This is a genomic window from Parabacteroides sp. TM07-1AC, from assembly GCF_003480915.1.
Taxonomy (GTDB): Bacteria; Bacteroidota; Bacteroidia; order Bacteroidales; family Tannerellaceae; genus Parabacteroides; species Parabacteroides chongii.
On record NZ_QUKD01000005.1, the window covers coordinates 354,341 to 368,500 of the forward strand.

The window sequence follows — 14,160 nt, forward strand, 5'->3', positions numbered from 1 at the left end:
GAATCATGAAAAAATATAGTTTAGTATTTTTATTAGCATCGGCTATGACATTGGGCAGTTGTTCTGATTTTCTGGATCGTGATCCTCTTTCACAGGCATCCGAAAATACATTCTGGCAAACCGAAGCGGATGCTTTGGCCGGGGTAAACGCTCTGTATCCATTATTACCCAATTCACGCGACTTCTGGAGAGATTGCCAAAGCGACAACTCATTAATGACAAATGCTTGGGGAGAAAGTGGTTTAGGATACATTTGCCAAGGATCCCACAATGCCGGTACCGGTTATCTGACAGAGGAATGGAAATACGATCATATCCGCAGAATATTGTATTTCCTGGACCGCCTGGAAGGCATGGATATAGATGAAGCTAAAAAGCAACAGTATGAAGGAGAAGCCCGCTTTATCCTGGCTCTGCGCTACTACCGCATGACACGTCATTTCGGCGACATCCCTTTAATCAAGGAAAAACCGATAGACCTGGAGGAAGCAGCACTACCACGTTCACCTAAGCAGGACGTTTTGGATTATGCACTGGAAAATATCAACAAAGCAATCGAATATCTGCCGGAAACATATTCAGGTGACAACATTGGCCGTATCACCAAAGGAGCTGCCCTCACATTAAAAGCAGATATGTATTTGGATATGGCTAGCTATGCCAAATTTCACAATGGACAAGAAGCGACCGATTTATGGAAAGAAGCGGCCAATGCAGCCAAGCAGGTTATAGACTTAAATCTGTACGATCTGGAAGACGATTTCGCGTATATTTTCAAAGCTGAAGCCAATAATAACAATAAAGAAGTTATATTGGCCTACCAGTACAAAGAAAATGAAATCACTCACATGTTACCAATCCTGGCTTCTCCGGCCGGGACAGGAATAACCGGACAGGGATGGGCCAGTTTCTGCCCGACTCGTCAGTTAGTAGATTCATACGAAATGACAGATGGAAAGAGTATTTATGAGTCAGATTCTTATGACAAAAACAACCCCTGGGAAAACAGAGATGCTCGTTTAAAAAAGACTTTCTTCTTACCAGGTTATGAATGCTTGCGCCCAAATGGATCTCATGAACCTTACATGCCTCATCCGGCTTATAACAAAGACGAAAGAATCAACCATGAAGGTGGTGGTATCACAGGCTATATGTATTTGAAATATAATGATCAGGAGTTAATTAAACCGGATGCCTCATGGACTAACTTCAGCTTGTACAGATATGCGGAAGTTCTTCTGATTTATGCAGAAGCACTCAATGAATATGATCCGAATAATTCACAAATAGCATGGGCAGTCAATCAAGTACGAAAACGTGCTGAACTGCCGGGTGTAGATCAGTTAGTCGGCAATCAAGAAGCCATGCGTGAAAAGATTCGGGAAGAAAGACGGCATGAATTTGTTACCGAGCATAAACGCTATTTCGATATCCTACGTTGGAAAATTGCCGAAAAAGTATTGAACGAACCGGGATATGGTATTAATGAAGATGAAAATGCACCTATCGGAGACTATACGGTGAAACAATTCTTAGGACAAAACCGTACCTTTGATCCTGCAAAACACTATTTGTGGCCTGTTCCACAATCTGTACGAGACAATAATCCCAATTTAGGACAAAACCCGAATTGGTAATCTAAGTGAAACTGAAAGACCGGTTATAGAGCCGGTCTTTCAAATAAACTATATTTTACACATGAATAAACTATATTTAATCGTGGCCGGAACAGTACTTTCCAGTATCATAGCGGTCCAAGCCCAGGAATGGAAGCCACAACAGTGGCCGGTACTAAAAAAATACGATCAAGAACATCTTTATCAGATAGCATTGCCGTTGGGAGGGATCGGGACAGGTACTGTATCACTAGGTGGTCGCGGAGAACTCCGGGACTGGGAAATCATGAATGTCCCGGCAAAGAAATACAGTACGGTAACAACCGGAAACAATGCTCCCTTCTTTGCAATCTATGCCAAACCGCAAAACCAGGAAGCTACCACAACCCTACTGGCCGGTCCTTTATATCCACAGGAATATCTCCATTATGAAGGACGACCTGTCAATCATCACGGACTTCCGCGTTTTGCCGAAGCCTCATTCGACGCAGCCTATCCTTTCGGACAAGTCTCTTTATCAGATAAAGATTTACCCGTAAAAGTCAAAATAAAAGGTTTTAATCCATTTATTCCGAGCGATGCCGATGCCAGCGGATTGCCTGTCGCTGTCCTCTCTTATGAGGTGACCAACACGACCGACCAACCGATGGACGTTGCTATCTGTGGTTCTATGCGCAATTTCATAGGTAAAGACGGAAACAAATTTCGTACGGACTGGAAAGGAGATTACATTCCTACCGGAGTAAAAGACAACAAAAACAAATACATCGAAAGTAACGGAATAAAGGGGATCTACCTTTACTCGGACGGTGTAGACAAAAACGACCCGGCATGGGGAACCGTTGCCCTTACGACCCGGGCAGCCGGAAAAGTAACCTATCGTACCTCATCCAAAGCCGACAGTTGGAACAACGGCATACTAAATTTCTGGGACGATTTCAGTGCAGACGGCCTGCTGACAGAACGGAACAAACAGGAAGACGAAGACCCGATGGCTTCCCTATCCGTAAAAAAAATGGTAGCTCCTCAAAGCACAGAAACATTTACATTCTATATCACCTGGAATTTCCCGAATCGAAAAGCCTGGTCTTCCACTGTAGTCGGAAACTATTACAGCAATCAATATCCGGATGCCTGGAAAGCTGCAGAAATGATTATCCCACAAATACCCGAACTGGAAAAGAAGACATTATCTTTCGTAAATGCCTTGCTCAATACTTCTTATCCGGATGTCGTAAAAGAAGCTGCCCTGTTTAACCTTGCCACTTTACGTTCACAGACCGTATTCCGTTTACCTAGCGGGCATATGATGGGTTGGGAAGGTGTCATGGACCGTTTCGGCTCATGTGCAGGTTCATGTACTCATGTATGGAACTATGAAGTAGCAACTCCTTACCTTTTCGGGGAACTGGCAAAAACCATGCGTGACGTAGAATTCAATTATGCTACTAAAGAAAACGGTTTGATGAACTTCAGAGCCTCTCTCCCACTCTCGGAAGCAAATAAAGGTAACAGTGCTGCAGCTGACGGACAAATGGGTTGCATCATGAAAATATACCGCGAATGGCAGCTTTCCGGAGATACTGATTTCCTGAGAAACAACTGGGAACAGGTAAAGAAAGTCCTCGCCTACGCCTGGGCAGACAAAGGATGGGATGGTAACCAGGACGGTGTTATGGAAGGCGCCCAGCATAATACTATGGATGTGGATTATTACGGGCCCAACCCGCAAATGGGCTTCTGGTATATGGGAGCATTAAAGGCTGCGGAAAAGATGGCTACAGCCATGAAAGATAAAGATTTTGCAAAGAAATGTCATACTCTGTTCGAAAAAGGAAGTAGCTGGATGGACAAAAACCTGTTCAACGGTGAATATTATGAACATAAAATCACTGATCCGAAAACATTTGAATACCTGGACATGAATGACCCGAATGTCAAAATCCCCGCTTTCCAATTAGGTCCTGGCTGCCTGGTAGACCAGTTAGTCGGCCAATATATGTCCCATTTATGTGGATTAGGTTATTTGGGTAATAAAGATCACATCCGGACAAGCATGAACAGCATCATGAAATACAACTATGTCACGGACTTCAGCCGCCATTTCAACAATATGCGTTCTTATGTAATGGGCAATGAATCCGGACTGCTTATGGCCTCCTGGCCTAAAGGCCGCCTGGAAGTTCCATTCCCCTATTTTGCCGAAGTGATGACCGGATTCGAATACTGTGCGGCCGTTGGTATGATCTACGAAGGTATGGAAAAAGAAGCCCTCACCTGTATCCAATCCGTACGCGACCGTCACGACGGTGCTAAACGGAATCCTTTCAGCGAACCGGAATGCGGACACCATTATGCCCGTTCGATGGCAAGCTGGTCTGCTATCATCGCTTTAAGCGATTTCCAATACTCGGGTGTCGATAAAAGCATGAAAATTACAGATCGTCCCGGCAACTATTTCTGGAGTAACGGTTACGCATGGGGAACTATCCAGGTCACCGATAATGATGTAACCATCGAAGTCATCAACGGCTCACTCCTATTGAAATCGCTTACCGTCGGCAATAAAAAAGAAATGAAACTAAAACACTTCGATCTGAAAGAAGGAAATAAACAAACAATAAAACTGTAAGGGTTATGAATAAACTGATTGTACTATACTGCTTGTTTGCTAACTTATTTCTAAGCAGTTGTCTTCAGAAAGATCCGGTAGTAACAGGACAGGCTTCCCGTCCTGACAACTGGCAAACCGTCCTGCAAGAAAAGCTCCCGCTATTAGGCCACCGCAACTGGATAGTCATAACAGATATGGCCTATCCGTTGCAAGCAAAGGAAGGTATTACGACCTTATACGCCAGCGAGCCTTATACGGAAGTGCTGGGTACAGTCAAAAACATGCTGGATAACTCCATGCATGTCTATGCCCATACCTATCAGGATAAAGAACTGTCTTTCCTGGAAGAAGACTTCTGTCCGGGAATAGCCGGTCTGAAAGCAGAAATGAAGCAGGTTTTATCATCCTCCGAAATAATCAATATCGAACACGATCAGCTGATTGCCCGGCTGGACAGCATTAGTAATCTGTTCGAAGTCGTTATTATAAAAACAGGATTGACAAAACCCTACACCTCTACCTTCTTCGAGCTTGATTGTAAATACTGGGACAATAGTAAACAATCCATACTCAACGGACGGATAGCTGACGCAAAACAATCGAAATAGTCCGTTAATCCAACCTTGTACAGAAATTAATAAAGGGGCGAAACCTTCCCAGGTTCCGTCCCTCTTCTCTTTAGTACGTAGAATAGAAATTACATAAGTATGATTATGTGGGTGTATTTGTAGTACTGGTCGTATTCGTTGTTCCGCTTGTGCTATTTGTATTGGCAGTCTGAGTAGCAGCAGTTCCTGCAGCAGGAGCCTGTACTTTAACTGTTTCCCAATGGAACGGTTCGAACTGTGCATTCGGATCGACCCAGGATGCCTTTTTGGAAGCATAGATAATGAACGGGGCGGCAACTACAATTATTGCACCGATGATCAATACAGCAAACCAAACGGTATTACTACCGACTGAGATCTGGCTAGGCGGAATAAAACTCAAGATAAATGCCAGTAATGAACCACAGAAGCCAAGACCACCGATAAACCACATCAAACCGTTACCGTGTTTACCGATACGGAACGGACGGTTGGCTTTCTTCATCCGGTAACGTAATGCGATAGCTCCTGAGAACATCAACAGGTACATGATCAGATAAAGAATCACGGTCAGCTGTGACAAAATCTGGTAGAAACTCTGTACGGAAGGCATTACTACGAACAGCAAGCTCAATAAAGTAACAGCACATCCCTGAATCAACAGAATATTTTTCTGAACACCTATCTTGTTTGTTTTCTGGAAGAAAGGAGGCAGGTAACCGGCTTTACCAACCGTAAAGATACCTTTTGACGGACCGGCAACCCATGTCAATACACCTGCCAGCACACCGAATGCCAATGCAATAGCAATGATCGGAGATAACCAGGAAGCATGGATAAATTTAAAGTAGTTATCGAAACCTACCAGCAAACTCTGTGTCAGGTTAATGTCTTTCTGCGGAATGATAACACCCAAAGAGAAAGTACCGAGCACGAAGATAAGAACAGTGATCAACGCACCGATAAATACAGCCTTCGGATAGTTCTTGGATGGATTTTCCACATCTTTCACGTGGATACCGCCCATTTCCATACCGGCATAAAACAGGAAGATACTGGAAGCAAGCACCAGGTTATCGAACTTAGAAAAGTCAGGAAAGAAATCGCCATGGAAGTCCATGTTTGAATGACCACCCATAGCCAGGTAAACAATACCAAGAAGAATCAGTAGACCGGCCGGAAGAATAGTTCCCACAATACCACCGACTTTAGCAACCTTACCTACCCAGCTCATTCCCTTCAGTGAAATAAAGGTAGCCAACCAGTAAATGATCAACACCACTGCCAGCGTATACATTTTATTGGAAGCCAATGTCATGTCGTGTACGTCATTCATCCCGATAAAGGCGATGGAAACGGCACCGAAAGTCAATACGGTAGGATACCAGATCGTACTTTCAATCCATTGTACCCAGATAGCGAGAAAACCCCATTTCTTTCCGTAGGCTTCCCCTACCCATCGGAAAACCCCACCTTGTTTGTCCTGAAACATCGCTGCCAGTTCGGCTGCCACCAACGACGTAGGGATCAAAAAGACAATTGCCGCAAATAGATAATAAAAGGCTGAACTTAATCCGTATACAGCCTCGGCTGGTAGTCCGCGGAGAGACACTACCGCCGTAACATTCATAATTGCAAGAGTAAAAACTCCTAGTTTTACTGCTTTTCCTACATTTGCCATGAATTTACTGTTTAAATGTGAATTTTGTTTTGTTTAGTTTCGCTTTAAATATGTCAGTAAAACAAATCGGTATTGTGTTAGTTTGTCAACAAGATGTCAAACTAGGTTAATTAACAGAATAGTGTTAAAAACAAAATGGGGCTTTCCACTGTTAGATAGCCTAAAATATTTTTATCTAAACGCCTAAATATTAAACACAATGAAGTCTGCTTTTAGCGATATTATTTATGAGAAAAGAGGAATATACGGGGTATTGCATGTTATCATTTTGTTACTTTCGCTATTCCTTATTGTAGTCATTTCAATTGATACATTTAAGAACATTCCTTTCATGACGCAGGGCTCGTATCTGAAAATACAGTTCTGGATATGTATGTTCTTCATTGCCGATTTCGTTTTGGAGTTTTTCTTATCAAAACGTAAATTATATTATCTGCAAACCCATTTTATCTTCCTGATCGTATCTATTCCTTATCTGAATATTATTAATTATTACGGAATCGAATTCTCTCCGGAGATCACCTATTTCCTCCGTTTTATCCCGTTGGCACGCAGCGGTTACGCACTGGCTATCGTAGTGGGATGGCTGTCATCAAACAAAGCATCCGGCCTGTTCGTCTCCTATCTGACGATGCTGTTGGCAACAGTCTATTTCTCCAGCCTGATATTCTTCGTGATCGAACATAAGGTCAACCCGCAGGTAACCGGCTACGATGATGCGTTATGGTGGGCTTTTATGGACGTGACAACGGTCGGTTCGAATATATATGCCGTTACTCCGACAGGAAGGATATTATCGGTCCTCCTGGCAGCATTAGGGATGATGATGTTCCCGATATTCACTGTTTATGTAACCAGCCTGGTCCAAAATGCAAACAAAAGGAAAGCAGACTTTTACAAGATAGATGATACACCTGCCCCACAACAGGCAGTGGCATCAAAACCTGCTGAAGAGAAAGAATAAATAAGGAAAATGATACCAAATCCGGTATTGTTTCAGATAAGTTGCCTATATTTGCATATTATTGATATCATTATAGCATTAATATCATATATAGCAACTTATTTGATACAATGATGTATATTAAATTCATACCGGGAATTACCCGTAGCGAAGATATAATAACAGAATATGCCGCCCGCATTAAACAGCGCAGGCTCGAAAAGAATCTTTCCAGAAATAAACTGGCAGAGTTATCCGGAGTCAGCGCTGCCACATTGCGTAAATTCGAAGATGAAGGTAAGATATCTCTAGAATCTTTCATTGCTATTGCTGTCGCCCTCGGATACTCCGAAGAGTTGCTTAAATTAATGGAAACACCCCGGTATACAACTATCGAGGAACTGAATGACATCAATACCAATAAATCCAGAAAGAGAGGGAGAATATGATACGTGAAATATCCAAACTAAGCGTATATTACCATGACAGACTTGTAGGTATGATAGCCATTTCTCCCAAAGGTAACTGTGTATTTCAATATGACAAAGAATGGCTTACTGACGGTTTCTCAATATCTCCTCTAAAACTACCTCTCACAAACCAATTATTTGAAGCGCCTTCAACACCGTTCTACGGCAACTTCGGTGTATTTGCCGACAGCCTGCCGGATGGCTACGGTAGATATTTACTCCATAAGATGCTTTTGAAAGAAGGCATTGACGATTTTACTTTAAATCCACTACAACGCCTGAGTATTGTAGGCTCAAGTGGTATGGGAGCCTTATGTTATTTGCCGGAAACAGCAGTCGGTATATCCAAGGAGCTTCCCAGCCTCGACTCCTTACAGCAACTGGCTGATGATGTCTTAAATGAAAAGTCGTTGGATAACATCGACATTTTATATCACAACAGCGGAAACTCAGGTGGATGTCGTCCCAAATGCTTGCTCAATGTAGATGGTGAATCCTGGCTAATCAAATTCAGGCATACCTATGATCCGTCGGATATGGGACAGAAAGAATATCAATATTCACTTACAGCCAAAGCCTGCGGTATCAATATGCCGGAAACAAGATTGTTCGAAGGGAAATACTTTGGTGTAAAACGCTTCGACATCGACAACGGACAACGTATTCACACTATCACCGCAGCCGGATTACTGGACGTAGACTTTCGTTACCCTTCTCTCGATTATATCGCTTTAATGCAGGCAACCGGCTATTTAACCAAGCAGCAACCGCAGGTGGAAGAAATGTTTCGCCGGATGGTATTCAACGTATTGACCGGCAATAAAGACGACCATGCCAAGAACTTTGCCTTTTTATATATCAATAACGGTTGGCAATTATCGCCAGCCTACGACCTCACCCGCTCAGACGAAGGTTATGGCGGCGAACATACCACCTTGATCAACGGAAAAGGTCTCCCCGACTACAACGATATGATCGAAGCCGGTACCCGAATCCGCCTTCCCCGTAAAAAGTGCAAAGAACTGTTCGATCAGGTATACTCAAACTGCGCAAAGATCATGTTAAAGAAATGGCATGATTTCTAATAAAAAAAGGCTGTGCCTAATTCCCCATGAAAGGGATAGCACAGCCTTATTTATGCCATGACAGCTGTTTATTCGCTTATGCGAACTTTATAGCTTTGGTCATTCAAACGGACAATGTAAAGACCTTGCGGCAATTGTATTTGGGCTTCGCTGGAAACCAGGGTTGATTTCACCAGCTGGCCTTGCATATTGAATACGTTCACCTGGGCAGTTGCTTCCGGCTGGATATACAGAATACCGTCTGCTACATATACTTTCTGAACAGAAGCGTTGATCTCTTCATTGGCTGTTTCCGTATTCTTGACAATACCATCGATTTTAACAACCATATCAGCTGTTACCGGTTCTGTCACGTAATTCATGTTGGCATCCGGTTCCAGTGTTTTATCACCAACGGTTACAACCGGTTTGGATTGATTATATTCTTCTTCCAATACCAAAGAGAAACGGAAACGTTCGCCTTCTTCTATCTGGGCAACACCTTCGCCCGGAGTGGTTGTTGCACCTGTCAAAGTAGGTAGGGTTACAGTATACAAAGGTAAGAGAGATGGATAATCGTTTTCTCTGAATAACCAAGGTTTAGCACTTGCAGGGAATTTTCCATTAATTTCGTTGATGAACTCCTCTTCTTTTATTACTTCAGCACTATTTGCATAGAAAGTGTTTTCTGATTTAGAGTCTCCAAATAAGAAAGCTGTATAAGCAGGCTCGATAGAACCAGTAGCCTCTTCACTCTTTAACGTGGTTACAGCGCTCCAAGAGTTTGACAGCATGCTTTTATAATTCGCAACGGCTACAAGACCTGCTGTATATATAGTTGTTTTACCACCTTCCTGCTTATTGTCTGCGATAGATGTGAAAGATTCTCCTACGCTTGCCACATGCTCAACCTGACAAGATTGAGCAAAAGCAGCTATTCCTGCTGTACGAAGTATCAAATCTGCAACATTCCCAGTAGCTTTATCCTCCATGGTACTACCAGTAAAACAATCAATAATATTTGAATTATACATCTCAGCTGCAATACCTCCGATCTGAACGTAACATTGTTCTCCACCATTTACTGCGACTTCATTCAGATATGTTCCATACGTGCGGCAATTCTCAACCGTACTATTAGTTAAACTAACAGCTAACCCACCAATGGCAGAACTGCTTACTTCCCCTTTAGCACGCACCGTATAGGTACCTTCTGTCGTACAATTGATCATTTTTCCTTCTACAACCTGAAAAGCTAGCCCACCTATCAGTACACTATAATCGGCACCTTCCAAATCATACTCAACTTTAGTGCCGACCATATGTATATTTTTGAGAGTTGCACCTTTGCAATATATAAAAAGAGCTCGAACTTGACTTTTAGAATCTTGTTTTTTTCCTGTTATTGTAAAGTTCTTGATCATATATCCGTCGCCATCATATGTCCCGCAAAAATAGGCTCCAGCTCCAATTACAGGCATTTTATCACCTTCTTCAAATACAATATCAGCTGTCTGCTTAAAGAATACCCCTTTCAAGTTTTCTAAAGACTCATTCTCTGCTTTTGAAGTCAACTCAGCTAATTTCTGCAAATCTTCCTTTGTCGCAATCTGATATGGATCAGCTTCTGTACCCGTACCACCGACAAACGTGGCAGCATCCGCTTTGGTTTGAATCGGTGCGACATAATCGAACGACTCGATCGGTTTATCAATCTTCATCGATGCTGATACACTCGCATCCACTTGTGCTTGCACACCACACGCAACAGCCATAAAGGCTACTGCCAAAGTAAAAATTTTCTTCATACTCATTTTAATTTAAGTTAGACTAATTATTAAAGTTAGATATATTTTCAGCGTTAACATTTTTTAGGCGCACCGTCTAACCAACGTTGGTTAGTTCGAATAAGAGCCATTGGTCAGCTTGCTTAACCAACATTGGTTTGATGGTGTAACCAACGGCTCTCAGCTTCATTAACCAACAGTTGGTCAGAGAGGCTAACCAGGGAGGGATTATTCGATTACCGGACGATCATCCTCATCGTCTCCACCTGGTTTTTCACCTACATACAGTAAAACAGGGAATGTATAAGTTCGCGGATCTTTGACCAGTTTATTACCTGCACCGGACTGGGTGGTAATACTTAATGTATACTCTCCGTCGGTCAATGTCGGAAGCATAACGGTCAGTTGCGAAGGATTGTTATGAATAAGTAACGGGCATTTCAGCGGATCGCCGCCGGTCGGAACCAAGAATACGCCTACATTTTCAGCATCTCCTGCAACCTTGATATTCGAGCCATTAATCACTGCAGCACTGCCTGAAGTCAATAGTCCGTTTAATTCGCCGGTCGTAGAATCCGTAATCGAGTTAATAACCGGACCGGTGATAGCCGGTCGTGTCTGTACCTGTACGTCAGACAATCTGTCACGCAGTTTTTTACTGGGGATGAAAGTGGCTGAAAGTTTATGTTTTACGGGATCGAACGGAGCCTTTTCTCCATCGAAAGCTCCCAAAATATTTAACAAATACTGTCCTACACCATCGATAACGCTTTTGTTTTCGGCAATAGCCTCTATCTTTTCCTGATCGGCCATGTCAAGGATGTTGACGATGGTTTCCTTGCGATACTCGGTTCGTTTGGCCACGATGCGGTCAGCGATTTGTTCGTTACGTAAAGTCCCTGTGATGGCGGCTTTTGCAGTGTAGTCTCCTTTTTTCTCTGTGACGGCGTTGTCGTAGAGGTCGGCAGTTAGAATGATCTTTTCAGCCATGATAATGAATGTTTAGTGCCCGCGGTTAACCAGGCGTTTCCTTGTTTTGACCTTATTTGTGAAATAAGGGTAGTTCTTTATATTGGATTTTTTGCGGCTGAGAGTAGTCTTTTCTCCTTTTGAGAAGAATAGTGTGTGTATCAATGTGAGTAAAACAGGCTGCTAATGATACACTCCCTACTCCTTTTCAAGAGGGAAAAGGTTACCCTTAGTACCTCTATGCCCATACATTAACCTAAGCCTCCTAAATTTTTCATAAAAGCACAAATCATCCCCTACCCATCTAATTATAAGCAGATAAGTTTGTTCTTGTTTAAATAAAATATATATCTTTGCCCCGTTTCCACACTAGTACAGGTCCTTTTTATCATGGCCTGCATCAAATGGGACAAACACCCTTATTTCACAAATAAGGTCTCTTAAGCCCTCACTCCTACCAAACTATCCAGTCCCTTTATAATAATCTTGTTGGCAGCATTGAGCCTCGACTGGTCGAGTGCTTTCAGATAGAGGCGTGTTGTCCTTTCCGACGTATGGCCGAGTGCCTGGCTGATAACAGCTATCGGAGTGTCGTTACGCAATGCCTCTGTCGCCCAGGTGTGACGGAAAACATACGAAGTTAGATGGATAGGGATGACCAGACGTTGACCGATTTCTTTCAAACAACTGTTGTAATGATGAAGGGCTTTCTTATAGGCTTCATATTGCTGTTCCCCGTTACTGTCTTCGGACAGAACGGGGAAGAGATAACAGCTACCGGGTTGCATGTATTTATCGAGCAGTCGTTGCATGCCGGGGGTGATGCAGACACGTACCAGGGTACCAGTCTTACAGCGGTTGTAGACTAATTCACCGGCGATAATATTGTCGGCTGTCAGATGCGCCAGGTCGACAAAAGGCAATCCGCAAGCCAAAAAGGAGAAAAGGGCAAAGTCTTTTGCCATCTCCAGCTCATGACTATCCGACAAATCCATCTGCACAATCTCTTCGATCGTTTCCCTACGAAGGGCACGTTTGGCAGTTTCTCCTTGCCGTAAGTTAAGGTGTGCAAAAGGCGAAAGGCAGTTCGACGGTGCCAACCCTTCGCGCACAGCCCTATGAAAGATGGCACGAAAGCTACTCAGATAGCTGTTTATCGAATTTGTTTTCAGATGTCCCAATGACTGAAGCCAGTCACGGAAGCGATCGATCAAACCGGAAGTGATATCGTCAAACGACAGACGATCATCACCCCAAAACTGCCGGAGCCAGTTGGAGGAAGCTCGGTAAAGGTCGGCAGTCGAAAAATGCCCGGCCTTACGTTTACGCTTCACCAAAGTGTCGGCATAAGTGAAGAAAAAGGTTGTCATACTATATATAATTTAGAAATAAACAAAACAAGCCTCCCGTCCTCTGAACGAGGAACAAAGAGGCTTGCCAATTAAAAGAATAAACTGTTCTATTCAGTAATTGTTACCCGGTCGCCATTAAAAATGGACAGACCCAGTTTATTCATTATATATTTGATCGCCAACTGAGCTTTCACAGAGTTTCCTGCGCTGTCAATTGGTGGAGCGAAAGCAGCGATACCGAACAGGCCGGGCATTACACCCATTACACCACCACCTACACCCGTTTTTGCTGGGATACCGGAGGTATATAACCAGTCACCGGTATGTTCGTAGAAACCTACGGTTGCGATCAGGGATGTGATCTTCGGTGACAATGAACTGTCGAATATCTGCTTTTTAGATACCGGGTTCAGACCGTCATTGGCAATAGTAGCTCCGCAGACAGATAATTGAGCTGCTGTGATTCCCAATGAACACTGACGGGTATAGAGGTCGAGCGACATATCCGGATCGTCGTAGATACGGTTGTAGTTCTTCAATAACCAGGCAATAGAGCGGTTGTTGAAGTTGGTGGCCGATTCCGACTTATACAGTTCGTCGATCAACTGGGGAGCGCTACCGCAAAGATCGGTAATGTTAGAAACAATGGCATCCCATTTTTTAGCAGAATCACCTATCGGCTGTACCATACTACAAGCAGTGATCGCACCGGCATTGACCAGCGGAGTAGAAGGATGATCCTTCTCCAGCAAGATAGCCATGATAGAGTTGAAAGGCAGTCCGGTTGCATCAGCACCGATCATTTCAAGCAATTTCTGTGCTCCGTACTGACGCAGAGCCAACACGGCTGTGTGTACTTTCGATACGGATTCTATACCGAAGCGGTATTCGGAATCGCCTAGCTGGATGATCGTCCCGTCCATCAGACAGACACTTATACCGAACAGGTTCTTATCGATATTGGCCAGATAAGGTATGTAATCGGCATTCTTTCCGTCTGTGTTGTTCTTAAACATCTGGTAGGCTTCCTGAGCCGCTTCCTTTATTTGTGAAACGGAAATCTTTTTATCCATACTC

General features: G+C 43.3%; 11 protein-coding genes. 6 read left to right on the top strand and 5 right to left on the bottom strand.

What is annotated here, in order from left to right; genetic code table 11:
- The first annotated feature begins 5 nt into the window (after positions 1-5).
- The 3 genes from DXD68_RS13150 to DXD68_RS13160 all read left to right on the top strand — a co-directional run bounded on the left by DXD68_RS13150 (position 6) and on the right by DXD68_RS13160 (position 4,838).
- Positions 6-1,637, top strand: coding sequence for a RagB/SusD family nutrient uptake outer membrane protein (locus tag DXD68_RS13150; protein ID WP_122362017.1), 1,632 nt, complete (start codon positions 6-8; stop codon positions 1,635-1,637).
- A 61-nt stretch (positions 1,638-1,698) separates the two neighbouring features.
- Positions 1,699-4,248 (top strand): GH116 family glycosyl-hydrolase, encoded by a 2,550-nt coding sequence (locus tag DXD68_RS13155; protein ID WP_122362018.1) that lies wholly within the window; start codon positions 1,699-1,701, stop codon positions 4,246-4,248.
- 5 nt (positions 4,249-4,253) lie between these two features.
- Complete coding sequence (locus tag DXD68_RS13160) at positions 4,254-4,838, top strand: RbsD/FucU domain-containing protein (protein WP_122362019.1); 585 nt, start codon at positions 4,254-4,256, stop codon at positions 4,836-4,838.
- Between the two features lie 103 nt (positions 4,839-4,941).
- On the opposite strand, the gene gadC is transcribed toward DXD68_RS13160, so the two are convergent.
- Positions 4,942-6,498, bottom strand: a complete 1,557-nt coding sequence (gene gadC / locus DXD68_RS13165; RefSeq protein ID WP_122362020.1) for a putative glutamine/gamma-aminobutyrate antiporter GadC — start codon at positions 6,496-6,498, stop codon at positions 4,942-4,944.
- A 199-nt stretch (positions 6,499-6,697) separates the two neighbouring features.
- Here gadC and DXD68_RS13170 point away from each other — a divergent pair, with 199 nt between their 5' ends.
- The 3 genes from DXD68_RS13170 to DXD68_RS13180 all read left to right on the top strand — a co-directional run bounded on the left by DXD68_RS13170 (position 6,698) and on the right by DXD68_RS13180 (position 8,996).
- Positions 6,698-7,462 carry a potassium channel family protein gene (locus DXD68_RS13170; RefSeq protein WP_122362021.1) on the top strand — a complete coding sequence of 255 codons (765 nt, stop codon included), beginning with the start codon at positions 6,698-6,700 and terminating at the stop codon, positions 7,460-7,462.
- A gap of 110 nt (positions 7,463-7,572) precedes the next feature.
- Positions 7,573-7,890 (top strand): helix-turn-helix domain-containing protein, encoded by a 318-nt coding sequence (locus DXD68_RS13175; RefSeq protein WP_233577140.1) that lies wholly within the window; start codon positions 7,573-7,575, stop codon positions 7,888-7,890.
- Entirely contained in the window at positions 7,890-8,996 is a 1,107-nt protein-coding gene (locus DXD68_RS13180; protein ID WP_199715671.1) for a type II toxin-antitoxin system HipA family toxin, read from the top strand. Before DXD68_RS13175 ends, DXD68_RS13180 begins: the two co-directional genes overlap by 1 nt.
- A 68-nt stretch (positions 8,997-9,064) precedes the next feature.
- Here the strand turns inward: DXD68_RS13180 and DXD68_RS13185 are convergent, their stop codons facing one another.
- From DXD68_RS13185 to glsA, 4 genes are all read right to left on the bottom strand, one after another.
- Positions 9,065-10,783, bottom strand: a complete 1,719-nt coding sequence (locus DXD68_RS13185) for a T9SS type A sorting domain-containing protein (RefSeq protein WP_158585881.1) — start codon at positions 10,781-10,783, stop codon at positions 9,065-9,067.
- Positions 10,784-10,990: 207 nt separating this feature from the next.
- Positions 10,991-11,752, bottom strand: a complete 762-nt coding sequence (locus DXD68_RS13190; RefSeq protein WP_122362025.1) for a DNA-binding domain-containing protein — start codon at positions 11,750-11,752, stop codon at positions 10,991-10,993.
- Positions 11,753-12,171: 419 nt separating this feature from the next.
- Complete coding sequence (locus tag DXD68_RS13195; RefSeq protein ID WP_122362026.1) at positions 12,172-13,101, bottom strand: tyrosine-type recombinase/integrase; 930 nt, start codon at positions 13,099-13,101, stop codon at positions 12,172-12,174.
- A gap of 89 nt (positions 13,102-13,190) precedes the next feature.
- Positions 13,191-14,156 carry a glutaminase A gene (gene glsA / locus DXD68_RS13200; RefSeq protein ID WP_122362027.1) on the bottom strand — a complete coding sequence of 322 codons (966 nt, stop codon included), beginning with the start codon at positions 14,154-14,156 and terminating at the stop codon, positions 13,191-13,193.
- Positions 14,157-14,160 lie beyond the last annotated feature (4 nt).